The organism is Stenotrophomonas sp. YJH_SMC_80 (genome assembly GCF_059372495.1).
The window spans coordinates 495494-518998 of the sequence record NZ_JCAFVP010000002.1 but is presented as its reverse complement, the minus strand read 5'-3'; the positions used below and the strand labels follow the sequence as shown (position 1 = coordinate 518998).

Sequence of the window (23505 nt, the reverse complement as noted above, 5' to 3'; positions counted from 1 at the left end):
GAACAAGGGCTTGCGCCATACGGTGCAGGCCCTTTTTCGTTGTGGTCACTACGCGTCCACTATTCCACCACTATCGCGGCAGCGCGATGCCTGTGGTGACTGGCTGCCACGGTGCTTCGTGGCCACCCAGGTAATGCTCGGTCATCGATACGTTGCCGTGTCCCATGAGCGCCTGAATCTGCTCTGTGGTCCAGCCAGCATCGCGCAGCAGCGCACCGCCCAGGCTGCGGATCTCGTGGAAGGTTGGTGGTGCATCGCCACCTACGCCGGCAGCATCGCGCGCCTTTGCGAACGCCCGCGACAGCTGCTCGGGCAGCACCTGCGTGTGGTGCGCTCGGTCCTTCGCGCGCATGTCGCTGGGCCTGGCCTTCTCCGGCAGGCGATGGATCACGAACGGCGAAACCACGTCATCGCGGCATCGGGCCAGCAGGTCGAGCAGCGGGCCGGCCACGGCGATCTGTAGTCGAACGTTCGTCGAGCCCTCGGTTTTCGACGGCACCACCCACAGGTGGCCGTCGCGCATGTCGGCGAACTTCACCGTAACCACGTCCTCGCGCCGCAGCAGCGTCACCAGCGACAGGTCCATGGCGTTGCGCAGCCAGGGTGCTGCCTGGTCCCATATGGCTCGGTACACGTCGAGGGTCAGGCGCACGCGCTTCCGCTCGTGCTGGAACCGGCGAGTCGCCAGCGCGGGGTTGGTATCTATCCAGCCTTCTTCCACGGCGCAGGCCAGGATCCAGCCCAGCACCAGCCGGAACTGCTGGCGCGCGCGGTCGGATTCGGTCACCTCGCGGATGAAGGTGGCGCACACCTTCACCGTCACGTCGGCCACCGGCTTCGAACCCAGTCCGGCCTCGATGCGTCGGATCACGCTTTCGTAGACCTCGGCTGTCTTCGGCGCCCACTTTCTGCCGGGCACGTCATCGCGGCGGAACACGACAATCGCATCGGCCACCGTCTCGCCAGGGGTCAACACCTTCGATACCAGGTCGTTGCTGGGCATCAGCATGGCGTTGAGCTTCTTGGCCGCGGCGAAGGCCTTGGCCTTGTCCTTGCCCATGGAATGCTCTTTCCGGGTGATCGGGTGTCGGTACTTGAACCCGTCCCGGTGAGCGTAGAGATTCTGCGGCCAGTCGCGGCGGCCGGGCTTGCGGGCACGTCCCATCATGGCAGGTTACGCCGCACCGGCCAGGACGCGCGCGATCAGGTCGTCGCCGCCGGCCAGCCACTCGTGTTCGTCGATGTACCAGGCACCGCCGACCTTGCGGCCGGGCAGCTTGCCCTCGCGCATCAGGCGCTGCAGCACCTGCATGGACGGGCGGCTGCCTTCTTCGAAATAGCGGTCCAGCCACCGCTCGGGGGTCATCAGTTGCATGCTGGTCTCCTTCAGTTCGTGGCCAGCGCAGCGCGCAGCTGCTCGGTGGCCTGGGTTGCTGCATCGCGCAGGCGCAGGACCTCAGCGCGCAGGCGGATCACTTCATCGGCCGCGACCACCAGCTGCTCGCGCAGCACGTCCTTGGCCGGCTGCTTCATGCGGCGCGGTTCGCGGGGGAAAAGCTGGACGGTCATCACGCGTCCCCGAAGTCATGCAGGCAGCCGATACAGCGCTTGTCAGGATTCGTCTCGCCGCACCCGCCGCACGATCGCGTTGCCGGTTTGAACGGGCGCATCACCTTCTCCGCCTCGGCCTGGTCGCCTCGTGCCAGAGCCATCAGGGCGAGGCCACGGGCATCCCACAGGCGAAGCGTTGCCGACGAGGCAGATTCCAGGTTCACGCCTTCGATGCTGGCCAGCTGCCGGCCGACCTCGCGGTGGTCGGTAGGATCAGCCATGAGCGCACCTCCGCCAGCACCAGCGCAGCCCTCCGCGCGCGGCGCGGCATGCGCGGCTGATCGCCCACAGGGTGGCGATGCCGGCCGCAAACCCGGCCAGGGCGAACACGTGGACCATTGCAGCGGTGAGCAGCTGGTCAGCCATCCGAGCTCTCCTGATCCCTCTGGAACAGCAGGTCGCATTCCTCGCAGTTGTCGGAAACAATCGCAGCGCCATACCAACTGCCGGGGGGCTCAACGATCACGCCGTCGATGCACTTCTTGTTGGTGCATTCGATGTGCTGGCGGTCAGCCATTGCCCACCGCCTGGCTGTCGATCACGTCATAGTCAGCGCATCCATTCGTTTCCTTTACTCGAATCCAGAAGTTCGGAAGTCGCGTAGCAGTTTGAATTTCGAGTTCGTCACCGATCTCGCAGTCATCGATCAGCTCTTCAACCGAATGGCCGAACCGCTCACCGTCCTCTGCTAGCCAGAACATGTCCCCTTCCACCGTATCCGCTGCCTGAGTTTGGGGTGCGGCATACACAGGCTCAACGTTCACGGCGTCCTTTGGTGGCTCTGCGCCGGGGTGGAAGCCTGAGCCGGGCATCGCAAAGATCGCTGGGTCGTCTGTAAACAGGTAGCCAATCGGCTCCCCCACCGGCTGGCGGGCGGCGAGGGCGGCATTCTCCAAGTGCAGACGTTCGGCCTCGGCCCAGCCTTCGCGCGCCCACGTTTCCCACGTCACGGGCCAGAGCGGGCCGCAGCCATTCGGGCACGGCTCAGTCTTGCTGTCGCCAGCGGTCACGGTTCCGTCGTGCATGTTGAGATTCGACCGCGCAAGCTGGAACTGGCACTTCGCACAGCGCACGATGCCCGGCACGAGGTCGGAGCGCTGATCCCCCTGACCACCCGGGGAGGGCTGGGCGGAGAGGACGCGCGCATTCCAGTGTTCTGTCATCGAGGTTCGCAGCCAATCGATTCCGTAGCGGAGGGTGCGCTGGTGCCGCTGGATGCAGCCCATGCTCTTGCACTTCAGGGTGAGTCCGTTGTTCTTGTAGGGGACGAACTCGGCATCGTTTCCGCAGAACGGGCAGGGCATCAGTGCATCCCCCAGCCTCACCCTCCCACCGGGCTGCACGTCCGCCAGGGTCTTGTTGTCGGTGGTCATGCGGATTTGCTCCTCGCGATCAGCGGCGTCGGTTCGTAGTTCACGGTCGGTCGCACGTACACGACCTTCTTCTGCAAGCGCAGTTGCTCCAGCACGTAGTCGCCCGGGTTCTCCTTTTCACCATTGGCAAGACGCGACAGATAGCCGGCATCGATACCAAGGTGCTTGGCGGCTTCACGAAGCGAGCCGTACACCTGGACCTCAATGTCGATGGCTTCCTTGATGGTCATCTCCCTCATGCGCGGGCTTCCTTCTTCGTGCGGCTGTTGTGGACACCCTCGACCACCTGGCGGCGGCTGATGGTGGATCGGTCGATGGGGCTGTTGCCGAGGATCTGGACCTTTCCGCCCGAGCGCAGGAACTGCGCCACGTCGTCGGCGATCTCGGCCCGCTGGCGGTCCTTCTCGGCCTGCGTGGCCAGGTCGAAGGTCGGCTGTACGTGGATGCTGCTCATGCGTGGCTCCGAAGCGGCACGCGGCGCACTGGCCCGTGCCACAGGTTGGTGAGATTGTTCAGGCGCACCTGCAGCGGATCGCGGCGCAGGGGGCGCAGCGGGTCGTGCAGGCGGCGCTCGGTGTTCCGGCAGGGCGCGCACGCGGCGGTGGGCTTGCCGTTGATCAGGGGGAAGAACCGCAGCGGCAGCCGGGCCGCGCACTTCGTGCAGGTCTTCATGGCAGGCGCACCTTCTGCAGGTCCGCCCAGGTGAGCGGGTGAGGGCGCCGCTTGATCCGCTCGTATGCGGCGCTGTGGGATATGTCCAGGATCTCGGCCACCTGCGCGGTGGTGTAGCGCTTGCCCTCGATGACGTGGGCGAACAGCTGCGCGCGGGCCTGGCCGGCACGGCGCAGGCTCTTGGCGTGACAGGGGTAGAGGGCGACGTCCATCAGGCGGCCACCTGCTGGTGATCGCCAGCGCGCAGGCTCTGCTCGAACCCGACGACCATCTGGCGGAACGGTTCCAGGTCGGCGCGCAGCTTGGCGATGAACGCCTCGTCGCGGTCGAAGCGGCGCCACCACAGCTGCTTGCCGACGGCGGTCAGCGCCGGGCAGTAGAGACCGATGTGCCACCACTGCCGGCCGGTGAGCCACATGCAGCCCTGGGCCTGCTCGAACACCTCGCTCGCATCGTTGTCGATGTGGAAGGCGCGCAGCTTCTCCGGGTTGATGAAGCACTTGTATTCGCTGCCGCCGTCCTCGCCGATGAAGCCGTCGGCCGAGCAGCCGTAGTCGCCGCACTCGCTCAGCACGAACCCGGCGCGCTTCACCAGCAGGCCGGACTGCACCTCATGCTCGGCGCGGGCTTCCGGTTCCAGCTCATGACCGCGGCGCATGGCGAACGTCTCGAAACCTTCGTCCAGCGGCTCACCGCTGATGCGCTCGATGGCCAGCCGGAAAGCGTAGTTCTTCGACGCTTCGCTGAAGTCGCCGATGGGTTCGCCGGCGATGGCCTTCTCGATGATGGCCGAGCGCGGCACGGCCTTGTAGCCGGCGCGCTCCATGGCGGCCTTCTCGGCCAGGCCGGACAGCACCGCGTCCACATAGGTGCGCTGCTGGTCGCTCAGCTCGCCCACGCGCGAGCGCGCGGTGGCGAACATGCTGGCCGTGATGATGCCGGCGCGGGCGCGGTGCCATGCCTCGCTGCCCTGGTCGCAGCCGATGACGATCACAGCGGCACCTCTTCATCGGCTGCCGACTGTTGGTCGGCATCCTCCACGTCGGTGGCACTGGCGCGCTCGGCGATGCCCTTCAGGGTTTCGTGGCCGGCATTGCCGATCATCTGGCGTTGCTCCTTGGTGAGCCGGCTCCACGCGCCTGCGTACTCTTCCATGCCCTGGTCGGCGAAGTCCTTCAGGCTGATGTAGAGCTTGGTTCGTTCGGGAGTGTCCTCGGGCTCGGCCGGCTGCTGGCGGGTGATGGCGCCGGCGGTGGACGGGCGGCGCTCGTCGCGCACCAGCTCGCCGTCGATGATGGCCTTGCCTTCCATTTCCTCGGCGGTGGGCTGCGAGCCGACGGCCTCGGGGAACGCCTTGCGCAGCGCCTGGGCCTCGGTGCACTTCGCCAGCTGGCCGCGCGCGCGCTTGGTCCACATCGCATTCGGCGACTGGTCCTGGTCCTTACCGCCCTTGATCGCGTAGTTCTCGATCCAGTATTCGGTGGCGGTGTACTCGGCGATATGGCCGCTGCGCAGTTGACGGTAGACGGTGACCTCGCACCATTCGGGGAAGGTCACCTCGCGGCCGCCGATATTCTCGGTCACCATCGGGCCGAACACCGGCTTGGACATGCCGGCGAACTCGCCGGTGCGGGCCGCGTCAGTGCGGTACAGGCCGATGCCGGGCATCACTACGTCACGCATCGTGCGGGCTTTGTTGTCCCACATCGGCACGATGTGCACCGGCTTCTTCATCGGGTCCAGGCCAGCGGCCTTGCAGTAGGCCAGAACCAGGTCCACCGACGCATCGCTGGCGCCGGGGTACAGGCTCGTCTTCAGCGCGGTGCGGATAGCCCCGGCTTGTTCTTCGGTAATCAGTTCGCCGCCAGCGGCGCGGGTGGTCATCTGGTTCATGGCGTGCCTCAGTAGCGGATGGCCACGGCCGGGACCTTGCCCTGCACGATGGCGGTGATGACGGTGGCGGCGTCGTCGTCGCTGATGCCCAGGGCGGTCAGGGCGGCAACGGCTGCACGGTTGATCTGGCGGCGGTGTTCGACGTCGGCGGCGCGGGCTTCGTCCTCTCGGCGCTGCGCATCGGCCTGGGCCTGCCGCTGGCGTTCGGCGCGTTCGGCCTCTTCCTGGGCGCGGCGCTCGGCAGCGGCGACGGCTTCGGCCTTCTCGCGTTCGGCACGCGCTGCTGCGTCCTTGGCGCGCTGCTCGGCTTCGGCTGCCTCACGGGCCGCGCGCTCGGTGGCTTCGCGGGCCTCGCGTTCGGCGCGTTCCACTGCAGCGGCTGCCTCGCGCTTCGCGTTCTCGGCGGCCTCGGCCTGCAGGCGGGCTTCACGCTCCACGCGCTCACGCTCGGCCTGCTCGGCGGCGACGCGCTGGCGCTCAGCTTCCTCAGCGGCGCGCACGGCTTCCTCACGGGCGCGGATCTCTTCTTCCCGGCGGGCGATTTCAGCCAGACGGGCCGCTTCGGCTTCAGCACGGGCGCGTTCCTCGGCCTCGGCGCGCTCGCGCTCGATGCGGGCCTGCTCTTCCTCCCAGTCGGTCAGCGGCTTGCGCACCTCGTCGCGCAGCGCGTCCAGGGTGTCGCGTGCCTTCTTGCGGGCCGAGTCAATGTCGCCGGTCTGCTTCTTCAGGTCGGCCACCAGCGCCTTGCCAGCGTCATCGATGGCAGTCTTGGAGCGCGACACCTTGTAGGCGATCGAGGCGATTTCCTTGCGGCCGGCAACCGTCTTGACGTTCGGTACCAAGGTGACGGCCTCAGCACGGATGCGGGCCAGCAGGTCGTCCAGTCCGCCGCCGGTGAAGACCTCGACGGCATTGACGGATTCGAGCGGAATCAGGGCTTCGGACATGGCAGTTCCTTTGTCGGGTGGGAATAGATGCCGGCGTCGTGGAATCCCGGCCGGCGCGGGGCCCGTGAGGGCGGGGGAATGCGTTACGCGGCCAGGTCTGCCTGCTGCGGCTTGCTGCCCTTGGCCTGCTTGGTCGGCGGGATCAGGGTGATCTGCACGTCTTCCTGGATCAGCGCACACAGGGCGCCGGCCTGTTCGGTGGTCGGATGGAACAGGGCGCTCACGGTGACCTGCAGGCTTCCGCCGTCCAGCGCTTCGAACTTGAAGTTCTTCAGCGTCACGCCGGACAGCACCATCGGTTCGGTGAGGCCCAGGCCGCCGGCGATCACCAGTTCATAGCCCGGGTATTCCTCGTCCCAGGGCAGGGCGCCCAGCCTCGGGAACTTCACGGCGGTGAGCCCGTCGGCGCCTTCGATCAGGTCCTGCTGTTCACCCTGGCCGGGCTTGCGGTACAGGGCCTTGCGCAGATCCTTGCTGAAAAAATCCAGCACACTGCTGCCGGTGGTAGCGAGCAGCTTCAGGTCGCCGGCCATCTTGTTTTCGCCGCCATGCTTCTCGGCGCGGGGGTTGTAGTTGGAGACCTTGGCGGTCGCGTCGATCAGTTCGAACATCGGTGGTGCCTCTCAGGAAGGCCGGCCGCGCCGGCGGGAAGTCAGGACCAGGACCAGGCCAGCGGCCAGCACATGGCGGCTGCGAGCAAGGCGGTGATGGCGTAGCAGGCGAGGCAGGCGGCGAAGTCGCGCCAGCTGCGGCAGCCGATGGCGGTCAGAAAGCGCATGGGGCCTCCGATTCGCAGGCCGCCACAGCGGCGCGCAGGCGGTCGTCTGCGGCCATCTGGTCGGCCAGGTCGCGTGCAGCGAGGGAGGCGCGGGCGGCGGCGAGGACTTCGGCCACGCGGCGATACTCGGCGCACAGTTCGTTGAACAGGTCGAGGTGCGCCTTTCCTACGCGCTCGCGGCGGACGCTCGCGCTGTTCTCGAAGTCTGTGGCCTCGCAGACAAGCAGGCCCAGCAGGGTCATGGTGCGCGGCGTCACGACAGCACCGCCTGCACCAGCAGCGAGGCCAGCACGCCCAGGCACAGCGCCAGGAAGTGGGTCACACAGGTGGCCCGCACGCTGCGGCGGTACTCGCGTTCTGCGGCGCTCATGCCGCGTACCTCTTCAGCAGCAGGTCGATCGCGCCATTTGCGGAAATCGACTCGTCGCCGGCGGTGTCCTCAACCTTCTCGTTGACGATCCGGTCCCGCGTGCTGCGGAACAGCTCGGCCAGCTCGGCGTCCTTGTGGTTGTCCAGCAGCCGCGCTGCTTTGGCCCAGAAGGTGTGGTCCTGGTAGCCCAGCACGTCCTCGAGGACGGCCGGCAGGGCGCGGAGCGATTCCAGCGCGGTGCTGTCGACCTCGGATTCTGCGGGCATCAGCCCGTCCCAGCTGCGCTGGGCGTTGCGGGCCAGGTCGTTTGCAGTGTGCAGTGCCATGGTGAACCCCGTTTCAGATGGCCCGGAAGGGCCGACGGGGTCTAGACTACGGAATACCGTTACACCCTGTCAACGGAATTCCGTAGAGAGAGGCGAAAAAAACACCCAGCCAGGCTGGGTGGCGTTTCACGGGGTGTCGCTTAGAAGTCCTATAGCCATCTGCCGGGGTGTCTGGTTAAGCATCGACCGGGCAATGAGGTCATGGGGAGAGATAGTTATGCGGGCAAAGCACATAAACAGCCGAATAGTGGCTGGGCTGGGCGGTGCCAGCGGCAACCCCAACCCCTCGAGCTCTCTGGCGGTGTTGAGTAGATGCGCCTTCACGTGTGCGGGTGCCTTGGCATATCGCCCCGTCACTTTGTCAGTCACTTTCAGCGAGCCCACTCCGAACCAGTCGATGGTCATGCGCCATTCGGGGGTGTCCAGCAGGATCTTGGGGAACATGCGTCAGCCCTCCCAGCTTCCGATCCATCGAACCCGGCCGATCACCTGGATAGGATGCCGGGGACTGTCCAGCCGCTTCGGCTTCCGCCAGTTGTGGTCGCCGCGGGGGTTGTCGGCCTTGAAGAACACCAGATCGTCGATCACCTCGCAGCGCTTCACGTGGTACTCCTTCGCCGCGCCGCCGCCGTCGACCATCACCACGTACATTTGCCCGTCGCGGGGGATGGTGTCGCTGGTGTCGAACAGGATGGCGTCACCGCTGTGGATGCGCGGTTCCATGCTGTCGCCCTTGCCATACATGACGGCCAGGTTGTTGGGGCGAAGACGCTTTCGGGCCAGCGACTCAGCCCTGAACTTCAACTTGTGGGTTTCGGCGTACTCCTGAGCCTCGGGACCGCCGCCAAGGCCGATGGCCTGCGCGTAGCCGTTGATATCGGCCCAGTCACCTTCGGTCGGATCGTTCGTTGGTTCCTTGGCGCCGCGTCCGGTTTCCAGCCACTCGGGGCGCAGGCCAAGGCGCCTGGCGATCTTGTGCAGCGCGGTGGTTGACTTCGACAGCCCCAGCTCGAGGTCCGAAAGGGTCGTGGGGGCGATACCAGCAGACCGCGCCAATTCTGCGCGCGAGACGCCCTGCGCCTCGCGTTCCGCCCTGATCCTGGTGCCAATCGTTTCCATATTCACATTTGAACGGAATGCCGTAACGGAATGCCGTTGACGAGGGGTAACGGAATTCCGTAGGATGGCGACGAACCCACTGGAAACGGCACATGGAAATCACCTGGGCAGACCGAATCAAGGCGCTCGAAGAGCGCGGCTGGACCCTCACCGACATTGGCCGCGCCATCGGCAAGTCGCCGCAGACCGTCAGCGACCTGAAGCAGGGGCGGACGAAGGAGCCGGGCGGCATGGCCGCTGTGCAGCTCCACCACCTCTACGCCACCGGCGCCCGGCCGGCGACTGCAGGCTGACGTGGCCACCTCACCGCGCCTTGGCGGGGAAGGGCACCACGGTGCCCGTGCCGGGCAGCGGTGGCTCACGGCGCCTACGGGGGTATGGGCGCACATCGACCCTTCGACCCTGACGGATCAGGGCGAAGCACTTCCCGCTGATCCACTGGAATTTCAGATCCACGACGTTGGATCGCGGCTTTCGAACTGACCTGGGCATTCAAGGCTTCCATCTGAGAGGCCTTCTTTTTCGCCCGCAAACCCTTGGCAAATAAAGGCAAATCATGGAAAGCATTGGCAAGCAACAGGACAACCTCCGCCTTGTGTTCGGCGTGCACAGCGCGCCGAAGGATGCCCCGCAGAAGCTGCTCCGCCAGATCGAATCGGCCGCTCAGGCCCTGGCGGTATCGATGCAGGCCGGTGGCCACAAGCTGGCGACGATCGCCGCGGCCATTGGCAAGTCGGAGAGCTACGTGTCGCGCATGCGCACCGGTGAACGGCCGATCCCGGCCCGCCTGGTGCTGTCGCTGTGCGCTGCCACCGGCTCGAATCTCATCCGCCAGTACATGGACCTGCAGGCGGCCCTGGAACAGCCCGACCCGCGCTCGGAGATTGCGCGCCTGGCGGGGATGCTGAGGTCTGCCTGATGGACGCCACTGAAAAGGCGCTGCTGGCCGTGCGCGTGCTGTGGCACACCGCCGGTTATCTGTTGCTGCTGAAAGGTGCCGCATGAGTACGGACGCGCGGCTGAGTACCGGCCTGCCTGGCCACCCGAAGACGAAGAAGCTTGTGCGCCGGCTCGGCCCAGCCGCTGGTTGGTCACTGGTGTGTCTGATCCTGTGGGCACGCGCAAACCGTCCAGATGGCGACCTGTGCGGCATGACGGCCGAGGACATTGAACTGGCTTCGGATTGGGCCGGCGACAACGATGCGCTCGTGCGTGAGCTGGCGTCGGTCGGCTTCCTCGACGGCGATGCTGGTTCGTACCGGTTGCACGATTGGGCAGAGCATCAACCCTGGTCTGCAGGTGCTGAGGCACGGTCGGAGAAAGCGAAGTGGGCCGCCCTGTGTCGCCGGCATGGTCGCCAAGAGGCTGCGCAACTGATGCCCGAGTACGCAGCAAAGCTGCTCAGTGCACAGCCCGAGCATGGCGAAGGTATGCCAGTAGCAGGCGAGGGTGTGCAACTAGCAGGATCGAGCAATGCCCCGTCTCCGTCTCCGAATCCGTCTCCGAATCCGTCTCCAAAAGCAGAAGAACCTCCCCATACCCCTCCGGCTGCCGCCGAAGGGGCGAAGCCAGGGCGGAAGAAGCGGGAGAAGATCACCTTCGCTGCCTTCCTCGACCAGTGCCAGGACGCCGGCGAATCGGCCATCCCGAGGACGGACCCAATCTTTGCCTTCGCCCGTGACGCTGGGATCCCGAAGGACTTCTTGCACCTGGCATGGCGAGAGTTCGCTGGCAGACACCGCGACAGCGGCAAGATGCAGAAGGACTGGCGCGCCCACTTCCGCGACGCCGTTCGCCGGAACTGGTTCAAGCTCTGGTGGTTGCCGCCTGCAGGTGGCTGCGAGTTGACCACGGCCGGTGTGCAGCTGGCCCGTGAGCGAGATGCCGAAAAGGCCCGTGAGCAGGAGCAGGCCCCATGAGCGCCCAGCCTGCCTACCGCGACGACTACGCCTACCTGCCAGTGCCGCCGCACTCGATCGACGCTGAGCAGTCCGTCCTCGGCGGGCTGATGCTGGCGCCGGAAGCGCTGCGCGAGGTCCGCGATGTGCTGGCCGAACGGGACTTCTATCGCCGGGATCACCAGCTGATCTGGCATGCCATCTGCGATCTGGCCGACCGCGAACAGCCCTTCGACACGGTGCTGCTGATCAACTGGTTTGAGAACCAGCGGCAGCTCGAGCTGGTAGGCGATGGCGCGTATCTGGTCGAGCTGGCCAGCACCACGCCGTCAGCGGCCAACATTCGCGGCTATGCCGAGGTCGTGCGCAACAAGGCGCTGCTGCGGGGCGTGATCGAGCGTGCGACCGAGATCACCAACGATGCCTACGGCACTGCCGACGAGGACGCCGATGCCCTGGTGGCCAGCGCCACCGCCAAGTTCGCCAACCTCAGCGTGCAGTCGGGCGGCAACGGTGGCCTGGTGATGGTGCGCAGCGACCTGCAGGGCATGTGGGAGGAAATGGAGGCGCGCTACGACGGAACCGCTGACCTCGGCCTGGTGCCGCCGTGGCAGAACGTGGCCAGGAAACTGCCCGGACTGGAACCCACCGACCTGATGATCCTCGCGGCTCGGCCCTCGATGGGTAAGACGGCCAACATGCTGGAGTGGGTCTACAGCGTTGCGGCACAGGGCAAGCACGCTGCGGTGTTCAGCCTGGAGATGGCGCGCAGGCAGCTGCTCGCGCGGCTGATGAGCATGCACTCGGGCGTGCCGCTGTCGCGCATGCGGGTGAAGGGCGAGCTGACCGACGACGATTGGCACAAGCTGAGCATCGCCCGCAATTTCCTGCATGGCCTGCCGCTTGCGATCGATGATTGCGGCTCGTTGCCGGTGGATTCGCTGGTGGCGCGCGCGTCCCGCATGCACGCCAAGGTGAAGGGCGGGTTGGGCGTGGTCGCGGTCGACTACCTGCAGCTGCTGTCAGGGCCGGCCAAGGCCGGTAACCGGACCGAGGAAGTCTCCTACATCTCGCGCACGCTGAAGAAACTGGCCAAGACGCTGGGCTGCCCGGTGATCGCGCTGTCGCAGCTCAATCGGTCGCTGGAAACGCGCACCGACAAGCGCCCGGTGATGGCCGACCTGCGCGAGTCCGGAGGCATTGAGCAGGACGCCGACGTGATCGCCTTCATCTACCGCGACGACTACTACACGAAGGACGCGTGCGGCGCTCCCGGCATATCGGAATTCATCCTGGCCAAGAACCGCCAGGGCGAGACCGGTACCGCCTACCTGCGGCACCACCTCGAATGCAGCCGATTCGAGAACTACCACGGCGAGAAGCCGAACTACTCGCTCAAGACCGTGCTGCGCGATGCAGACGATGACAGCGGCGGCTTCGACGCGCCGCGCGACCGCCGCAGGAGTGGCAAGGACATGGCAACCGGAGAGCGCGCATGAACCTGGGAACCTTCATTCTTCGCGCCGGCGATGCCCGCGCCCGCATGAAAGCCGCCTGGCTCTTCGCCTGCGGGTTCCTGCAGCACGGGCAGGACGTGATGGTCACTGTGGCCGAGTACAAGCCGGCCCGGTCGAAGGAACAGAACGCGAAGTTCCACTCGATCTGCGGCGAGCTGGCCCAGCGGAAGCAGTGGGCCGGCCGCTGGATCGACGCTGAGGGCTGGAAACGGCTGCTGGTCGACGCCTGGGCGCGAGAATCCAACCGGCAGCAGGGCGACGTGGTGCCTACCCTGGACGGTGCCAGCATCGTGAACCTGTCCATCCAGACCCGGCGCATGACCGTTGGGGACATGGCCGACCTGATCACCTTCGCGCAGTGCTGGGCCGTGGAGAACGACGTGCTGCTGCGCGACGTGGCGCCGCTGCGGGACCAGCGCTTGGCCGAGCAGGCGGTGGCATGAGGACGAAGAACGCCAAGGCGATCACCGCGGCAGAGCGCGCGCACATGGCGCTGGTGAAGCTCTGCCCCTGCAGTGTCTGCGGCCGCGCGGCTCCGTCGGAAGCCCACCACATCAACCAGGGTGACCACTTCACCACCGTGGCGCTGTGCCAGGACTGTCACACCGGCAGCGAGAACGGCCTGCACGGCCGCCGCACCATGTGGCGCATCTACAAGATCGACGAAGTAGGCGCCCTGAACGAAACCATTCGGAACGTACTGCTGCTACTCAGCACAAGGGGGATTCGATGACCATGCGCCTCACCTTCGGCATTGACCCGGGCCTGTCCGGCGCGATCGCCACCCTGATCGACGGCGAGCCCGGCCCGGTGCTGGACATGCCCACCATGGACGTGGACGGCTGGGACGAGATCGACGCCCGCGCGGTGACGGTGTTCATCCGCGAACAGCGCGCCAACCACCCCGGGGCCTACGTATCCGCCTGCATCGAGAAGGTTGGTGCACGCCCCGGCGACGGCGGCACCAGCGCATTCCGCTTCGGCCAGGGCACTGGGAAGCTGCAGGCCATCCTCGAGGTGCTGGGCATCCCCACCACTCGGGCGATCCCCGCCGTGTGGAAGCGAACCTTCGGCCTGCTGAAGCAACCCAAGGACGCTGGCCGCCTCCTGGCCTGTGCCCGATTCCCAGCGGCAGCCAAGACCATGAGCAGGAAGAAGGACAACGGCCGAGCCGATGCCCTGCTCATCGGTCTGTGGCACGAGAACACCCAGCTCGGCAGTCATCTGCTGGGAGGGGAGGGGGAAACTGCCCCTGCTGCGCCTCGCGTGCGCGCGCGCGTTTGCGACGAAGCGGCGGCCTGAGCATGCGGCGGCTGGCGACAGACCCTGATCGCGTCGACTGGTTCCAGGTCCTCACCGACCTGAGCCGGAAGGGCGTGCCAGTGCTGGCCGTGTCGTCAGCCATTGGCGTGCCGCAGTCGACCATCCTGGGGTGGAAGCAGGGCGCGGAACCGAAGTTCGCAGACGGCGAGCGGCTGGTGGCGCTGTGGCTGGGCCTGACTGATCGCCCCATTGAGCAGCTGCCGCGCATGGGGAAATAGTCGGGAATCCGCATGGGCGGGTGGCGAACACTCCGGGCTGTTCGCCACTCATGCAGCCCACAGGAGCAGCACATGCCCGCGCCCGAACTGACCGTGAAAGTCCCCGGCGAAACCGCCGACACCAGCGCCGCAGCCGCCAGCACCACCACCGCACCGCCGGACGAGCGCCTGGCCGCCGTCCTCACCCTGTCCAAGCAGACCGTCGCGGTCATCACTGAGGCGCTGCCCGGCTTGGTGGCTGGCGATCTGATCGCCCTGCGCGACCTCGAGGTGGCCGGCGACAACCGCAAGGGTGTCTTGGCTGCGATCGAGGCAGAGGACAAGCGCCGTGCCGAGCTGGGCTCTACTGACCCGATTGCCCCAGCCGACCCACTGCCTGCCGACCTGTGCGTGGTCATCGCCGGCGCACTGTTCGACTTCGCCGGCTTCCTCACCACGCGCGACAAGGTCATCGCCCTGGGCGCATCCGAGGAAGCTGGCGCGGCCGTCGAAGCGATCGAGGAATGGGCCGCTACCCGTGGCCTGTCGCTCGATGAGGCTGCCGTAGGTGGCTGGCGCGAGCTGGGTGTGGATCTGGTCGAAGCGGCAGCACAACCCCCGATTCCGGTTGCAGAACTGCCGAAAGCGGAAGTGAATGCGCCGCGCACCTCCGGCCAGGCCGTGTTGACCGACGCCGGCTGGGTCGTCCCCGAGCCGCAGCCGAAGGCCTGAGCCATGTGCGGCAACAAGGCCAAGATCCTCGACCCGGCCGGGCTGCTTACCGGCAAGAACGCCAAGTGGGCCGACCCGCTCGGCGTCACCAAGACGGCCATCGGCGACCCGACGGGCGATATCCGCAAGGAACGCGCGAAGGTGGCCGCCCAGGCTGCCGCCGACCGAAAGGCGCAGGACGACGCAAAGAACGTCCTGCCGAACGCCTTGGCTGATGCCCGCCGCCTGGCCGCGCAGTCCACCGAATCCACCCTCAACCAGCGACTGAAGCGGCGTAGTTCCTTCGCCGTCAGCCTGCTGGGCTCTGCAGGAGGCTGACCCCATGTGTGGGAAACCCAAGGCACCCAAGGTCGTTGAACGCGACCCCGTGGCCGACCAGCGCGCCGCCGAGGCGCAAGCCACAACCCAATCCAACCTCGAGCTGGCATCGCGCCGCCGCCGTCGCCGCGAGTCGTCGCTGCTGACGCTCGGGGCACAGGGCCTGGTAGGTGGCGGCGGTGGCCGCTCGCTGCTGGCCAGCGCTGTTGGCAAGTCCACCCTGGGCGGTGCCTGATGAGCGCCGGTGCCCGCATCCACAAGCGCCTCGGTGAGCTGAAGTCGCGCCGGCAGATCCACGAACCCACGTGGCGCCACTGCTTCGAAATGACGTACCCGCTGCGCGCCGATGGCTTCGATGGCCAGCAGCTGGACGCCCAGCAGGGCATGCGCAAGCGCGGCGAGATCCTGGACAGCACCGGCACCGACGGCTGCCGCATCCTGGCCTCGGGGATCATGTCGGGCCTGACTCCGGCCAACTCGCGTTGGTTCGAGCTGGACGTGGAGCAGGCCACCGACGACGAGAAGGAATGGCTGGGCGAGGCTGCCGACACCGTCTGGACCAACATCCACCAATCCAACTTCGACGCCGAAGGCTACGAGGGTTGCCTGGATGCGGTCGCCGCGGGCTGGTTCGTCCTCTACATCGATGAGGCGCCCGACGGCGGTTTCAGCTTCCAGCAGTGGCCGATCGCCACGTGCTACGTGGCCAGCACCCGCGCCGATGGCCTGGTCGACACCATCTACCGCGAGCACAAGCTGACCGCCGAAGCAGCCGCGGCGCAGTTCGGTGTCGAGAATCTGAGCGAGCCCCTGCAGAAGCTGGTCAGGGACAAGCCTCTGGAACTGGTGTGCTTCATCACCTGCATTGAGCCGCGGCCCATGCACGTGGTCGGCGCGCGCCTGGCCAGGAACCTGCCCTTCGCGTCCTGTGTGGTCGAGGCCAACACAAAGCACCTGGTGCGCGAGTCCGGCTACCACGAGTTCCCGTGTGTGGTGCCGCGCTGGATGCGCCTGCCGAACAGCGCCTATGGCGTAGGCCCGGCCTTCGACGCGCTGCCCGACATGCGCGTGCTCAACGAGCTGAAGGCCATGCAGCTGGCTGCGGCGGATATCGCCATCGCCGGCATGTGGATCGCCGAGGACGACGGTGTCCTGAACCCGCGCACGGTCAAGGTCGGCCCGCGCAAGGTCATCGTGGCCAACTCGGTCGACTCAATGAAGGAGCTGAAGACCGGCAGCGACTTCCAGCTGGCTGAGTACATGGTGACCCACCTGCAGGCGGCCATTCGCAAGATCTTCATGGCCGATCAGCTGCAGCCGCAGGACGGCCCAGCCATGACGGCCACCGAGGTGCACGTGCGGGTGGAGCTGATCCGCCAGCTGCTGGGGCCGATCTATGGCCGCCTGCAGGCCGAGTACCTGCGCCCGATGGTCACCCGCTGCTTCGGCATCGCCGCCCGTGCGGGTGTGCTGGGCCAGCCCCCCGAGTCCCTGGCTGACCGCGAGTACACGGTGAAGTACGTCTCGCCGCTGGCCCGCGCGCAGCGTCTCGAGGAAGTGACCGCGATCGAGCGCCTGGTGCTGAACATGGGCGCTCTGGCAAAGGCCACCGGCGATACCAGCGTCTTCGACCAGCTGGATACCGCCGCTGCAGTGCGCATCACCGCAGAGGGCCTGGGTGTTCCGCCGGACGTGCTGCGCAGCCAGGACGAGGTACTGGAAATTCAGCAGGCCAAGCAGCAGGCAGCGGACGAGCAGCGCCAGGCCGCGGCCACTGAGCAGATGGCCATGGGTGCAGCACAGCAGGCCATGGGCCAGCAGGCCGCCGCATGACCGACCAGCGCGAGCGAGTGACGCCGGAAATGTACGCCCGGGTGTTCGAGAACCACGCCGAGGGGGCGCTGATCCTCGAGGACCTGGTGCGCCGCTTCGGCGGTAACCCCTACGTCCGTGGCGGCCAGGAAGGCCAGCGGCAGACGGATTTCAACGCGGGGGCGCTGTCGGTCCCCACCTTCATCCTCAATCAGATCAACCGAGCAAACGGAGCAGAACCCGATGAACATGAGCAGCAACCATGAAGACACCTCGGCCGCAGGTGCGGGCGGTACCGATGCCGCAGCAGCAGCTGCCGGCGCGGCGGGCGCGGGAGACGCTGCCTCGCTACTCCAACAAGGCGCGGGAGAGGAAGCCGCGTGGCTGCCGGAGAAGTACCGTGTAAAGGTCGACGGCAAGGACGAAATCGACTTTCAAGCATCGGCCCGCAAGCTGGGTGAGGGTTACAAGGCCCTCGAGGCGAAGCTGGGCAGCGGGGCCACCGGCACCGTGCCGGAGAACCCCGACAGCTACCAGCTGACCGTGCCGGCCGATGCCGATGGCAAGGCTCTGGTCGAAGGCGTCGACCTGCAGGACTTCATGGCCGACCCCATCTACAAGGATCTGGCAGCCAAGGCGCACGCGAAGGGCATCAGCAACGAGGCGATGCAGTTCTTCGTGGGCGAATACCTGCAGTTCGCGCCGCAGCTGTTCGAGGCCAACCTGCAGCTGGGCGCCGATGAAGCCCGCCAGACGCTGTCGGCAGTGTGGAAGGACGAGGCCGCCATGAAGTCGGGCCTGCAGCGCGCCGCCCGCGCCACACAGGGCTTCGCAGCACCGGCCGGCCAGCCCGGCAACTATGACAACGTGATGCAGAAGTTCGGCAACGATCCCGACTTCCTGGCCCTGATGGCCAGCATCGGCAAGGAAATGGGCGAGGACAAGCCGATCTCCGCCGATCCGGTGGCGCAGCAGGACTGGCAGGACCAGGTGGACGAGATCCGCGCCAATCCTGCCTACGGCGACAAGAACCACCCGCAGCACAAGGCGCTTATGCAGAAGATGGAAGCCCTGTACCAGCGCCGCTACGGCAACCAGCAGCAGAAGCTCGGTGGTGCAGCCGTCCGCTGACCAGTCCGAGCGCCGAACGAAAAGGCCCCGCCCGCCGCGGGGCTTTTTTGTGCCCGCGCAAATAGTCGGGATTCCGAATGGGCCGCACAGCCATCCTGCCAGCCATCGGCCCGGGGTGGCACCCGGATACCCGCGTAAGCCCGCGACGTTGCCACGCGAACCGCACGGCCCCGCAAGGGACACCCGGGCAGGCACGAGCCCCCTTCAACCCCTTCGGAGCCCTATATGAGCAACCAGATCACCGAAGCCTTCGTGCAGCAGTTCGCGGACAACTTCAAGCACGTGGCACAGCAGACCCAGTCCCGCCTCGAGCGTTGTGTTTCGATCGAGTCGGGCATCCGCGGCATGTCGAAGTCGATCAACTTCCTCGGCCAGCGCACCGCGCAGCGCCGCCTGGTGCGTCACGGTGACACCCCGATCAACGATCAGATCCACGGCACCCGCTATGTCGACCTGTACGACTGGGAAGACGGCGACATGGTCGACGATCAGGACAAGATCCGCATGCTGGTGGATCCGTCGAGCGACTACGTCAAGGCCATGGTGCAGTCCTTCAACCGCTCGAAGGATGACGTGATCATTGCCGCGATGGGTGGCAATTCGCGCTCCACGGTCGGCAACGTCGCCCTGCCGAACACGCAGAAGATCGCAGTGAACGCCTCGGGCCTGACGAAGGCCAAGATCATCCAGGCGAAGAAGCTGTTCCGCCGCAACGAGGCTGACGGCCACAACGGCGAAGAGCTGTTCATCACCTACAGCGCGCAGGCTGCGGCCGACGTGCTGGCCGATACCACCCTGACCTCGGCCGACTTCATCGCGGCCAAGTTCCTCGAGCAGGGCGATATCGAAGGCCGCTGGATGGGCTTCACCTGGATCCCGATCGAGCGGACCCCGCTGGTTGGCACCACCCGCAGCCTGTACGCCTGGGCGAAGTCCGGTGTGACCCTGGGCATTGGCGAGGACACCACCACCAAGGTCGGCGAAGACCCGGGCAAGGGCTTCAACGTTCGCATCTACGGCAAGCAGTCCATCGGTGCCGTGCGTTCGGAAGAGGTCAAGGTGGTCCAGATCGACGTGCTGGACAACAACAACTGACCCACCACGGGGCGCGGCTTCGGCCGCCCCTGGAACCAATCCTTCCGCATACGAGGTAGCCACCATGGCAGTCGTGAACAAGCTCTCCGCCGCTCTCGCACAGCGCGACGGCATCCCTTCCCAGCTCAACAGCAACTCGGCGCCGACCAAGCTGGCGTCTGGCCGCGTCAAGGAATCGATCGGCGTGATCGCCGTGGCTAACGGCGACAGCGCGGCCAGCGTGCTGCGCCTGTTCTCGGTGCATTCCAGCTGGCGCGTTAGCGCGCTCCTGCTGTCCTGCACCGCGATCACCGGCGCGGCAGCTGATATCGGTCTGTACGACCTGCCGACCCGAAACGCAGGTGCTGTCGTCAACGCCGGCCTGTTCGGCACCGCGGTCGATCTGGCCGCCGCGCAGAACGGCACGAACGTCCTGATCGAGTCGGGCACCGTCACCCCGGACAAGCTGGAATGGCCGGTGTGGCGCGTGCTGGGCCTGGCCGCTGACCCGGGCGTCTACTACGACGTGGCCGCCACCCTGACCGCTGGCGCGACCGCTGCCGGCAGCATTGCCCTGAAGGGCCACTTCATCGACGGCAACTGATCCAGGTTCCTAACCCGGATAGCAACAGGAAACCATCCGGGCGCCGAGTGCGCCCGGCTTTTTTTGAGGGCCGCGCACCATGACTGACCGCATCACGATCTGCTCCAACGCGCTGATGATGCTCGGCGCCAAGCCGATTGCCAGCTTCAGCGAGTCCGAGGGCACGGGCTCCAACCTCGACCGAGCCAAGCTCTGCGCCGGCCTGTACCCGGGCCTGCGACTGGCCATCCTGCGCGGCCACTACTGGAACACCTGCGCGCGCCGCGTGCTGCTGTCCCCGGACGAGCAGAAGCCGGCCTTCGGTTACGCCCATCGCTTCCTACTTCCGGGCGACTGGCTGCGCACTTGGGACGTAGGCGACCGCTACACCCGGGGCCGCCTCGACTACCGCAGCGAGGGTCGCTACCTGTTGTGCAACGAGCCGGTGCTGCCGCTGCTCTACGGCGCCGATGTGCCGGAAGACCAGTGGGACACGCTGCTGGTGGACGTGATGACCCTCGCGGTGGCTGCGCGCCTGGCGTACCCGATCACCGCCAGCACCAGCGTGGAGGAAGCCAAGAAGATCGAGCTGCGGGACCTGCTGCGCGAGGCCCGCGCCACCGATGGCCAGGACGATCCGCCCGAGACGTTCGGCGACTTCCCGCTGCTGCAGAGCCGGATGAGGGGCTGACCATGCGCCTGACCCCAGCACAAACCAACTTCACCGCCGGCGAGATAAGCCCGAAGCTCTACGGGCGCAGCGATATCGACCGCTACCGCAATGCGGCCGAGATCCTCGAGAACGTCATCATCATGGTGCAGGGCGGCGTGCAGCGCCGGCCGGGCCTGCGCTACGCCGCCCATGCCAAGCACCAGGACAAGTACGCCGTGCTGGTGCCCTACGTGTTCAGCCGGTCGCAGGCCTACATGCTCGAGGTCGGGGACGCCTACATGCGCGTATTCCTCGGCAACGGGGCACAGGTGCAGGTTGAGTCGACGCCGGGCGTGTTCGTGCCGTTCGAGATCCCCACCGACTATGCCGAGGCGGATCTGGCCACCATCGATTACGTGCAGAGCGGCGACACGATGTTCCTGTTCCACCCGGACTACGTGACCCGCCGCCTGCGCCGATTCGGCGATGCCTCATGGATCCTCGAGGCGGTGCCGTGGGTGGAAGAACCTTTCGGTGAGGTGGGCTATGCCCCGCCCGTGACCATGACCCTGGACAGCCTGGCACTCGGCCCGGGGCGCACCATCACCACCAGCGGTGCGGCGTTCCTGGGCGCAGACGTTGGCCGCGAGATCGAGGGCCTTGGCGGCCTGGCCGTCATCACTGCGGTGACCAGCGCGACCACGGCCACTGTGGACACTCAGACGCCATTCCCGTCCCTGACCATCGCCGCCGGTCAGTGGGTGATCACTGGCAGCCCGCTGGCGGTGCTGACGCCGAGCTATCCGGGCGGCACCGGTACCGACCTGCCCCCGGTGGGCGCTTCGGTGACGCTTACGCTGGACGCGCCGGGCTGGCGCTCGGTTGACGTGGGCAAGTGGGTAGAGCTGAACGCCGGGCTCGTGCAGATCGATGCTGTCACCTCGTCGACGGTGGCCACGGCGACGGTGCGGCGCGCGCTCACTGCGCTGGTGGCAGTGCCGGCGCTGGCGTGGGTGCTGAAGGGCACCGTATGGGGTGGCCGCAACGGCTACCCGGGCACGGGGACGTTCTTCGAGCAGCGCCTGTGGCTGGCCGGCTCCCGCGCGTTCCCGCAAACCGTGTGGGGCTCGCGCATCGGCGAATACCTCAACTTCGAACTGGGCACCAACGACGACGATGCGGTGTCGTTCGACCTGGCCAGCGACCGGCAGAACCTGATCCGGCACCTGACCCAGGTAAACGCCCTCGTGGCGCTGACCAACGGCGGCGAGTTCACCCTGCAGGGCAGCCTGGACAAGCCGATCACGCCCACGAACGTGCAGATCCGCAACCAGTCCAGCTTTGGCTGCGGCGACGTCTCGCCCGAGCGCGTTGGCAGGGAGCTGGTGTTTACCCAGCGTGCCAACCGCAAGCTGCGCGCACTGTCGGCCGATCGCATCGACACCGCGCAGTACGGCGCCCCCGAGCTGACGGTGCTGGCCGACCACATGACGGTCGGCGGGATCACCGGCAGCGCCTATGAGGCCGAGCCCGATTCGCTGCTGCACTGCGTGCGAAACGATGGCCAGCTGGCAACCTGCGCGCTCGACCGCGATCAGGACGTGGTTGGCTGGTCCAGGCAGGTCACGGAAGGGCGATTCATTGCGGTGGCCACGCTGCCGCTCGACGACAAAGACCAAACCTGGGCAATCGTCAGCCGGATCGTGAATGGCGTGCAGCAGCGCTATGTGGAGCGCTTCGACCGCGACGTGATGACAGATGCCTGTGTCACCGCGACCAGCGTGGCCGGCGATACCACCTGGCTGGGGCTAAGCCACCTCGAAGGGAAGACGGTCAAGGTGAAGGCCGACGGTGTGGTGCTGAACGACCGTGTTGTGGCCGGCGGTCAGATCACCATTGAACGGGCGGCCAAGCAGATCGAGATCGGCCTTGGCTTCGAACCACGCGTGAAGCTGCTGCGGCCGGAAATGTACAGCGATTCTGGATCCGCGCAGAGCAGCAACATCCGCGTGTCCGAGATCGTGGTGCGCGTCCTCAACTCGACGGGACTGGTCGTCAACGGCCAAGTGATGTTCTCGCGGCAGACAGGCCTCGGCGTGCTGGACCAGCCCCCGCCGCTGCTTACCGGCGATCAACGTGTTGAACAGCTGGGCTGGGAGCTTGGCGACTTCCACATGGAGATCACCCAGCCGCAGCCGTATCCCTTCCACCTGCAGGCGGTGATTACAACCATGACGGTGAACAAATGATCCGGTTCGCAACCGACGACGACATGGGCGCGCTGCTGATCCTGGCGGAGCAGATGCACGCCGAATCGGACTACCGCCGGTATCCCTTCGCCATCGACAAGATGGCGCGCCTGTTTCAGGGCCTGATGGATGGCGCTGGGGTGGTGCTGGTGGCCGAGCAGGCCGGCCGCGTGGTCGGCGTCATGGCCGGCTACTGCGAAGAAAGCTGGTTCACCCCGGCCAAGGTCGCCGGCGAATACGGGGTGTTCGTCGAGCCTGGCGCACGCGGCGCGGCGCTGGCTGCAGGGCTGGTGCGCGCCTTCTGTGCCTGGGCGAAGGAGCAGGGCGCCGACCTGATCCAGGTAGGCGTTACCACCGGCGTGACCACCGACCGCACGGCCCAGCTGTACGAAAAGTTGGGCTTCCGCCGCACCGGCATTGTTTTCGAGTTCGAAGGAGACTGAACCATGGGTATGGCAGTAATCCCGGTCATCCAGTGGGGCGCCCTGGCGCTCAGTGCCGGCGCCGCTATCTATCAGGGCGAGCAGCAGAGCAAGTACAACAACTACCTGGCAGCGCAGGCAGAGGCCGACTCGCGCGCCGAGCGCGGGGCCGCGCAGGTGGAAGCCGAGCGGATCCTGAAGGCGTCGAAGCGGCAGCGCAGCGAAGCGGTGGCCGCGCTGGCAGCATCCGGCGTCGACGTGAACAGCTCCACTGCGCTGAAGATCGACGAAGAGATCTCCCGCGGCGCCTCGGAAGATGCGTTCCTCACCCTGACTGGCGGCAACGACCGCGCGGTCCGGCTCAATGCAGAGGCCGACGGTGCGCGCTACGCCGGCCAGCAGGCACGGACCAGCGGCTACATCAACGCGGGGACGTCGCTGCTCAGTACCGGGTCGAGCATTGCCCGAGGCTGGAAGCGCACCAGCAACCTGAGCGGGGGCCGCTGAT

At 66.7% G+C, this 23505-nt stretch carries 40 protein-coding genes; 20 read left to right on the top strand and 20 right to left on the bottom strand.

Features of this window, described 5'->3' with window-relative positions:
* Positions 1-70: 70 nt before the first annotated feature.
* The 20 genes from AC5P99_RS05540 to AC5P99_RS05445 form a co-directional block, all read right to left on the bottom strand.
* Complete coding sequence (locus AC5P99_RS05540; RefSeq protein ID WP_495212975.1) at positions 71-1165, bottom strand: tyrosine-type recombinase/integrase; 1095 nt, start codon at positions 1163-1165, stop codon at positions 71-73.
* 9 nt (positions 1166-1174) lie between these two features.
* Positions 1175-1375: a helix-turn-helix domain-containing protein gene (locus tag AC5P99_RS05535; RefSeq protein ID WP_111172936.1), complete on the bottom strand. Its 201-nt coding sequence runs from the start codon at positions 1373-1375 to the stop codon at positions 1175-1177.
* A gap of 11 nt (positions 1376-1386) precedes the next feature.
* Positions 1387-1569: a hypothetical protein gene (locus AC5P99_RS05530; protein WP_495212971.1), complete on the bottom strand. Its 183-nt coding sequence runs from the start codon at positions 1567-1569 to the stop codon at positions 1387-1389.
* Positions 1569-1832 carry a hypothetical protein gene (locus AC5P99_RS05525; RefSeq protein WP_495212970.1) on the bottom strand — a complete coding sequence of 88 codons (264 nt, stop codon included), beginning with the start codon at positions 1830-1832 and terminating at the stop codon, positions 1569-1571. The genes AC5P99_RS05530 and AC5P99_RS05525 overlap by 1 nt, the downstream gene beginning before the upstream one ends.
* A complete protein-coding gene (locus AC5P99_RS05520) occupies positions 1825-1977 on the bottom strand; it encodes a hypothetical protein (RefSeq protein ID WP_495212969.1) in 153 nt (50 codons plus the stop codon). The genes AC5P99_RS05525 and AC5P99_RS05520 overlap by 8 nt, the downstream gene beginning before the upstream one ends.
* Positions 1970-2128: a hypothetical protein gene (locus AC5P99_RS05515; RefSeq protein WP_495212968.1), complete on the bottom strand. Its 159-nt coding sequence runs from the start codon at positions 2126-2128 to the stop codon at positions 1970-1972. Before AC5P99_RS05515 ends, AC5P99_RS05520 begins: the two co-directional genes overlap by 8 nt.
* Positions 2121-2984 (bottom strand): hypothetical protein, encoded by an 864-nt coding sequence (locus AC5P99_RS05510; protein ID WP_495212967.1) that lies wholly within the window; start codon positions 2982-2984, stop codon positions 2121-2123. The genes AC5P99_RS05515 and AC5P99_RS05510 overlap by 8 nt, the downstream gene beginning before the upstream one ends.
* Entirely contained in the window at positions 2981-3223 is a 243-nt protein-coding gene (locus tag AC5P99_RS05505; RefSeq protein ID WP_495212966.1) for a hypothetical protein, read from the bottom strand. Before AC5P99_RS05505 ends, AC5P99_RS05510 begins: the two co-directional genes overlap by 4 nt.
* On the bottom strand, positions 3220-3438 hold the full coding sequence (locus AC5P99_RS05500) for a hypothetical protein (protein WP_495212965.1): 219 nt from the start codon (positions 3436-3438) through the stop codon (positions 3220-3222). Before AC5P99_RS05500 ends, AC5P99_RS05505 begins: the two co-directional genes overlap by 4 nt.
* Positions 3435-3656: a hypothetical protein gene (locus tag AC5P99_RS05495; protein ID WP_164178493.1), complete on the bottom strand. Its 222-nt coding sequence runs from the start codon at positions 3654-3656 to the stop codon at positions 3435-3437. Before AC5P99_RS05495 ends, AC5P99_RS05500 begins: the two co-directional genes overlap by 4 nt.
* The gene (locus AC5P99_RS05490) at positions 3653-3868 is read right to left on the bottom strand and encodes a hypothetical protein (RefSeq protein WP_480983198.1); all 216 of its coding nucleotides are present in this window, start codon (positions 3866-3868) and stop codon (positions 3653-3655) included. The genes AC5P99_RS05495 and AC5P99_RS05490 overlap by 4 nt, the downstream gene beginning before the upstream one ends.
* A complete protein-coding gene (locus AC5P99_RS05485; protein WP_495212964.1) occupies positions 3868-4650 on the bottom strand; it encodes a lambda exonuclease family protein in 783 nt (260 codons plus the stop codon). Before AC5P99_RS05485 ends, AC5P99_RS05490 begins: the two co-directional genes overlap by 1 nt.
* A complete protein-coding gene (gene bet, locus AC5P99_RS05480; RefSeq protein WP_313177126.1) occupies positions 4647-5549 on the bottom strand; it encodes a phage recombination protein Bet in 903 nt (300 codons plus the stop codon). Before bet ends, AC5P99_RS05485 begins: the two co-directional genes overlap by 4 nt.
* A gap of 8 nt (positions 5550-5557) precedes the next feature.
* Positions 5558-6496: a hypothetical protein gene (locus tag AC5P99_RS05475; protein ID WP_495212963.1), complete on the bottom strand. Its 939-nt coding sequence runs from the start codon at positions 6494-6496 to the stop codon at positions 5558-5560.
* Positions 6497-6579: 83 nt separating this feature from the next.
* The gene (locus AC5P99_RS05470) at positions 6580-7107 is read right to left on the bottom strand and encodes a hypothetical protein (protein WP_495212962.1); all 528 of its coding nucleotides are present in this window, start codon (positions 7105-7107) and stop codon (positions 6580-6582) included.
* A 41-nt stretch (positions 7108-7148) separates the two neighbouring features.
* Complete coding sequence (locus AC5P99_RS05465) at positions 7149-7274, bottom strand: hypothetical protein (RefSeq protein WP_495212961.1); 126 nt, start codon at positions 7272-7274, stop codon at positions 7149-7151.
* Positions 7262-7531: a hypothetical protein gene (locus AC5P99_RS05460; protein WP_495212960.1), complete on the bottom strand. Its 270-nt coding sequence runs from the start codon at positions 7529-7531 to the stop codon at positions 7262-7264. The genes AC5P99_RS05465 and AC5P99_RS05460 overlap by 13 nt, the downstream gene beginning before the upstream one ends.
* Before the next feature lie 109 nt (positions 7532-7640).
* The gene (locus tag AC5P99_RS05455) at positions 7641-7970 is read right to left on the bottom strand and encodes a hypothetical protein (RefSeq protein WP_032962306.1); all 330 of its coding nucleotides are present in this window, start codon (positions 7968-7970) and stop codon (positions 7641-7643) included.
* Between the two features lie 126 nt (positions 7971-8096).
* Complete coding sequence (locus tag AC5P99_RS05450; RefSeq protein WP_495212959.1) at positions 8097-8414, bottom strand: hypothetical protein; 318 nt, start codon at positions 8412-8414, stop codon at positions 8097-8099.
* A 3-nt stretch (positions 8415-8417) separates the two neighbouring features.
* Positions 8418-9089 (bottom strand): XRE family transcriptional regulator, encoded by a 672-nt coding sequence (locus AC5P99_RS05445; protein WP_495212958.1) that lies wholly within the window; start codon positions 9087-9089, stop codon positions 8418-8420.
* Positions 9090-9181: 92 nt separating this feature from the next.
* On the opposite strand from AC5P99_RS05445, the gene AC5P99_RS05440 reads away from it, so the two are divergent.
* The 20 genes from AC5P99_RS05440 (at position 9182) to AC5P99_RS05345 (ending at position 23504) form a co-directional block, all read left to right on the top strand.
* Positions 9182-9382 carry a helix-turn-helix domain-containing protein gene (locus AC5P99_RS05440; RefSeq protein WP_414488068.1) on the top strand — a complete coding sequence of 67 codons (201 nt, stop codon included), beginning with the start codon at positions 9182-9184 and terminating at the stop codon, positions 9380-9382.
* Positions 9383-9645: 263 nt separating this feature from the next.
* Positions 9646-10008, top strand: a complete 363-nt coding sequence (locus AC5P99_RS05435) for a helix-turn-helix domain-containing protein (RefSeq protein WP_100450392.1) — start codon at positions 9646-9648, stop codon at positions 10006-10008.
* An 82-nt stretch (positions 10009-10090) separates the two neighbouring features.
* Positions 10091-11008, top strand: coding sequence for a hypothetical protein (locus AC5P99_RS05430; RefSeq protein WP_495212957.1), 918 nt, complete (start codon positions 10091-10093; stop codon positions 11006-11008).
* Entirely contained in the window at positions 11005-12486 is a 1482-nt protein-coding gene (dnaB, locus tag AC5P99_RS05425; RefSeq protein WP_495212956.1) for a replicative DNA helicase, read from the top strand. The genes AC5P99_RS05430 and dnaB overlap by 4 nt, the downstream gene beginning before the upstream one ends.
* Positions 12483-12947, top strand: a complete 465-nt coding sequence (locus AC5P99_RS05420) for a recombination protein NinB (protein ID WP_495212955.1) — start codon at positions 12483-12485, stop codon at positions 12945-12947. The genes dnaB and AC5P99_RS05420 overlap by 4 nt, the downstream gene beginning before the upstream one ends.
* Positions 12944-13237, top strand: a complete 294-nt coding sequence (locus AC5P99_RS05415) for a hypothetical protein (RefSeq protein ID WP_414488072.1) — start codon at positions 12944-12946, stop codon at positions 13235-13237. Before AC5P99_RS05420 ends, AC5P99_RS05415 begins: the two co-directional genes overlap by 4 nt.
* The gene (locus AC5P99_RS05410; protein WP_414608593.1) at positions 13234-13806 is read left to right on the top strand and encodes a RuvC family protein; all 573 of its coding nucleotides are present in this window, start codon (positions 13234-13236) and stop codon (positions 13804-13806) included. The genes AC5P99_RS05415 and AC5P99_RS05410 overlap by 4 nt, the downstream gene beginning before the upstream one ends.
* A 2-nt stretch (positions 13807-13808) precedes the next feature.
* Entirely contained in the window at positions 13809-14045 is a 237-nt protein-coding gene (locus tag AC5P99_RS05405) for a hypothetical protein (protein WP_050483592.1), read from the top strand.
* Between the two features lie 72 nt (positions 14046-14117).
* On the top strand, positions 14118-14756 hold the full coding sequence (locus AC5P99_RS05400) for a hypothetical protein (protein WP_495212954.1): 639 nt from the start codon (positions 14118-14120) through the stop codon (positions 14754-14756).
* Between the two features lie 3 nt (positions 14757-14759).
* A complete protein-coding gene (locus tag AC5P99_RS05395; RefSeq protein ID WP_414488075.1) occupies positions 14760-15074 on the top strand; it encodes a hypothetical protein in 315 nt (104 codons plus the stop codon).
* Between the two features lie 4 nt (positions 15075-15078).
* The gene (locus tag AC5P99_RS05390) at positions 15079-15309 is read left to right on the top strand and encodes a hypothetical protein (protein ID WP_414615967.1); all 231 of its coding nucleotides are present in this window, start codon (positions 15079-15081) and stop codon (positions 15307-15309) included.
* Positions 15309-16907 (top strand): portal protein, encoded by a 1599-nt coding sequence (locus AC5P99_RS05385; RefSeq protein ID WP_495212953.1) that lies wholly within the window; start codon positions 15309-15311, stop codon positions 16905-16907. Before AC5P99_RS05390 ends, AC5P99_RS05385 begins: the two co-directional genes overlap by 1 nt.
* Positions 16904-17152, top strand: a complete 249-nt coding sequence (locus AC5P99_RS05380; RefSeq protein WP_414488078.1) for a Bbp19 family protein — start codon at positions 16904-16906, stop codon at positions 17150-17152. Before AC5P99_RS05385 ends, AC5P99_RS05380 begins: the two co-directional genes overlap by 4 nt.
* Complete coding sequence (locus AC5P99_RS05375; protein ID WP_495212952.1) at positions 17136-18017, top strand: hypothetical protein; 882 nt, start codon at positions 17136-17138, stop codon at positions 18015-18017. The genes AC5P99_RS05380 and AC5P99_RS05375 overlap by 17 nt, the downstream gene beginning before the upstream one ends.
* A 225-nt stretch (positions 18018-18242) precedes the next feature.
* Positions 18243-19112 carry a phage capsid protein gene (locus AC5P99_RS05370; RefSeq protein ID WP_414615971.1) on the top strand — a complete coding sequence of 290 codons (870 nt, stop codon included), beginning with the start codon at positions 18243-18245 and terminating at the stop codon, positions 19110-19112.
* A gap of 73 nt (positions 19113-19185) precedes the next feature.
* Complete coding sequence (locus tag AC5P99_RS05365) at positions 19186-19695, top strand: hypothetical protein (protein ID WP_495212951.1); 510 nt, start codon at positions 19186-19188, stop codon at positions 19693-19695.
* Positions 19696-19774: 79 nt separating this feature from the next.
* Complete coding sequence (locus tag AC5P99_RS05360; protein WP_495212950.1) at positions 19775-20365, top strand: hypothetical protein; 591 nt, start codon at positions 19775-19777, stop codon at positions 20363-20365.
* 2 nt (positions 20366-20367) lie between these two features.
* Positions 20368-22575 (top strand): phage tail protein, encoded by a 2208-nt coding sequence (locus AC5P99_RS05355; RefSeq protein WP_495212949.1) that lies wholly within the window; start codon positions 20368-20370, stop codon positions 22573-22575.
* The gene (locus tag AC5P99_RS05350; RefSeq protein WP_495212948.1) at positions 22572-23018 is read left to right on the top strand and encodes a GNAT family N-acetyltransferase; all 447 of its coding nucleotides are present in this window, start codon (positions 22572-22574) and stop codon (positions 23016-23018) included. Before AC5P99_RS05355 ends, AC5P99_RS05350 begins: the two co-directional genes overlap by 4 nt.
* Before the next feature lie 3 nt (positions 23019-23021).
* Entirely contained in the window at positions 23022-23504 is a 483-nt protein-coding gene (locus AC5P99_RS05345) for a hypothetical protein (RefSeq protein ID WP_495212947.1), read from the top strand.
* The last annotated feature ends 1 nt before the right edge of the window (position 23505 follow it).

What these genes read in the sequence shown, in the direction of transcription:
- AC5P99_RS05450 (WP_495212959.1), bottom strand. Translation starts at nt 8,414, where the DNA reads ATGTTCCCCAAGATCCTGCTGGACACCCCCGAATGGCGCATGACCATC.
- AC5P99_RS05375 (WP_495212952.1), top strand. Translation starts at nt 17,136, where the DNA reads ATGAGCAGCAACCATGAAGACACCTCGGCCGCAGGTGCGGGCGGTACC.
- AC5P99_RS05405 (WP_050483592.1), top strand. Translation starts at nt 13,809, where the DNA reads ATGCGGCGGCTGGCGACAGACCCTGATCGCGTCGACTGGTTCCAGGTC.
- AC5P99_RS05360 (WP_495212950.1), top strand. Translation starts at nt 19,775, where the DNA reads ATGACTGACCGCATCACGATCTGCTCCAACGCGCTGATGATGCTCGGC.
- AC5P99_RS05490 (WP_480983198.1), bottom strand. Translation starts at nt 3,868, where the DNA reads ATGGACGTCGCCCTCTACCCCTGTCACGCCAAGAGCCTGCGCCGTGCC.
- AC5P99_RS05455 (WP_032962306.1), bottom strand. Translation starts at nt 7,970, where the DNA reads ATGGCACTGCACACTGCAAACGACCTGGCCCGCAACGCCCAGCGCAGC.
- AC5P99_RS05390 (WP_414615967.1), top strand. Translation starts at nt 15,079, where the DNA reads ATGTGTGGGAAACCCAAGGCACCCAAGGTCGTTGAACGCGACCCCGTG.
- AC5P99_RS05385 (WP_495212953.1), top strand. Translation starts at nt 15,309, where the DNA reads ATGAGCGCCGGTGCCCGCATCCACAAGCGCCTCGGTGAGCTGAAGTCG.
- AC5P99_RS05475 (WP_495212963.1), bottom strand. Translation starts at nt 6,496, where the DNA reads ATGTCCGAAGCCCTGATTCCGCTCGAATCCGTCAATGCCGTCGAGGTC.
- AC5P99_RS05495 (WP_164178493.1), bottom strand. Translation starts at nt 3,656, where the DNA reads ATGAAGACCTGCACGAAGTGCGCGGCCCGGCTGCCGCTGCGGTTCTTC.
- AC5P99_RS05350 (WP_495212948.1), top strand. Translation starts at nt 22,572, where the DNA reads ATGATCCGGTTCGCAACCGACGACGACATGGGCGCGCTGCTGATCCTG.
- AC5P99_RS05440 (WP_414488068.1), top strand. Translation starts at nt 9,182, where the DNA reads ATGGAAATCACCTGGGCAGACCGAATCAAGGCGCTCGAAGAGCGCGGC.
- AC5P99_RS05435 (WP_100450392.1), top strand. Translation starts at nt 9,646, where the DNA reads ATGGAAAGCATTGGCAAGCAACAGGACAACCTCCGCCTTGTGTTCGGC.
- AC5P99_RS05420 (WP_495212955.1), top strand. Translation starts at nt 12,483, where the DNA reads ATGAACCTGGGAACCTTCATTCTTCGCGCCGGCGATGCCCGCGCCCGC.
- AC5P99_RS05345 (WP_495212947.1), top strand. Translation starts at nt 23,022, where the DNA reads ATGGGTATGGCAGTAATCCCGGTCATCCAGTGGGGCGCCCTGGCGCTC.
- AC5P99_RS05465 (WP_495212961.1), bottom strand. Translation starts at nt 7,274, where the DNA reads ATGCGCTTTCTGACCGCCATCGGCTGCCGCAGCTGGCGCGACTTCGCC.
- AC5P99_RS05540 (WP_495212975.1), bottom strand. Translation starts at nt 1,165, where the DNA reads ATGGGACGTGCCCGCAAGCCCGGCCGCCGCGACTGGCCGCAGAATCTC.
- AC5P99_RS05430 (WP_495212957.1), top strand. Translation starts at nt 10,091, where the DNA reads ATGAGTACGGACGCGCGGCTGAGTACCGGCCTGCCTGGCCACCCGAAG.
- dnaB (WP_495212956.1), top strand. Translation starts at nt 11,005, where the DNA reads ATGAGCGCCCAGCCTGCCTACCGCGACGACTACGCCTACCTGCCAGTG.
- AC5P99_RS05400 (WP_495212954.1), top strand. Translation starts at nt 14,118, where the DNA reads ATGCCCGCGCCCGAACTGACCGTGAAAGTCCCCGGCGAAACCGCCGAC.
- bet (WP_313177126.1), bottom strand. Translation starts at nt 5,549, where the DNA reads ATGAACCAGATGACCACCCGCGCCGCTGGCGGCGAACTGATTACCGAA.
- AC5P99_RS05530 (WP_495212971.1), bottom strand. Translation starts at nt 1,569, where the DNA reads ATGACCGTCCAGCTTTTCCCCCGCGAACCGCGCCGCATGAAGCAGCCG.
- AC5P99_RS05355 (WP_495212949.1), top strand. Translation starts at nt 20,368, where the DNA reads ATGCGCCTGACCCCAGCACAAACCAACTTCACCGCCGGCGAGATAAGC.
- AC5P99_RS05445 (WP_495212958.1), bottom strand. Translation starts at nt 9,089, where the DNA reads ATGGAAACGATTGGCACCAGGATCAGGGCGGAACGCGAGGCGCAGGGC.
- AC5P99_RS05525 (WP_495212970.1), bottom strand. Translation starts at nt 1,832, where the DNA reads ATGGCTGATCCTACCGACCACCGCGAGGTCGGCCGGCAGCTGGCCAGC.
- AC5P99_RS05415 (WP_414488072.1), top strand. Translation starts at nt 12,944, where the DNA reads ATGAGGACGAAGAACGCCAAGGCGATCACCGCGGCAGAGCGCGCGCAC.
- AC5P99_RS05470 (WP_495212962.1), bottom strand. Translation starts at nt 7,107, where the DNA reads ATGTTCGAACTGATCGACGCGACCGCCAAGGTCTCCAACTACAACCCC.
- AC5P99_RS05505 (WP_495212966.1), bottom strand. Translation starts at nt 3,223, where the DNA reads ATGAGGGAGATGACCATCAAGGAAGCCATCGACATTGAGGTCCAGGTG.
- AC5P99_RS05410 (WP_414608593.1), top strand. Translation starts at nt 13,234, where the DNA reads ATGACCATGCGCCTCACCTTCGGCATTGACCCGGGCCTGTCCGGCGCG.
- AC5P99_RS05520 (WP_495212969.1), bottom strand. Translation starts at nt 1,977, where the DNA reads ATGGCTGACCAGCTGCTCACCGCTGCAATGGTCCACGTGTTCGCCCTG.
- AC5P99_RS05500 (WP_495212965.1), bottom strand. Translation starts at nt 3,438, where the DNA reads ATGAGCAGCATCCACGTACAGCCGACCTTCGACCTGGCCACGCAGGCC.
- AC5P99_RS05510 (WP_495212967.1), bottom strand. Translation starts at nt 2,984, where the DNA reads ATGACCACCGACAACAAGACCCTGGCGGACGTGCAGCCCGGTGGGAGG.
- AC5P99_RS05380 (WP_414488078.1), top strand. Translation starts at nt 16,904, where the DNA reads ATGACCGACCAGCGCGAGCGAGTGACGCCGGAAATGTACGCCCGGGTG.
- AC5P99_RS05370 (WP_414615971.1), top strand. Translation starts at nt 18,243, where the DNA reads ATGAGCAACCAGATCACCGAAGCCTTCGTGCAGCAGTTCGCGGACAAC.
- AC5P99_RS05535 (WP_111172936.1), bottom strand. Translation starts at nt 1,375, where the DNA reads ATGCAACTGATGACCCCCGAGCGGTGGCTGGACCGCTATTTCGAAGAA.
- AC5P99_RS05395 (WP_414488075.1), top strand. Translation starts at nt 14,760, where the DNA reads ATGTGCGGCAACAAGGCCAAGATCCTCGACCCGGCCGGGCTGCTTACC.
- AC5P99_RS05515 (WP_495212968.1), bottom strand. Translation starts at nt 2,128, where the DNA reads ATGGCTGACCGCCAGCACATCGAATGCACCAACAAGAAGTGCATCGAC.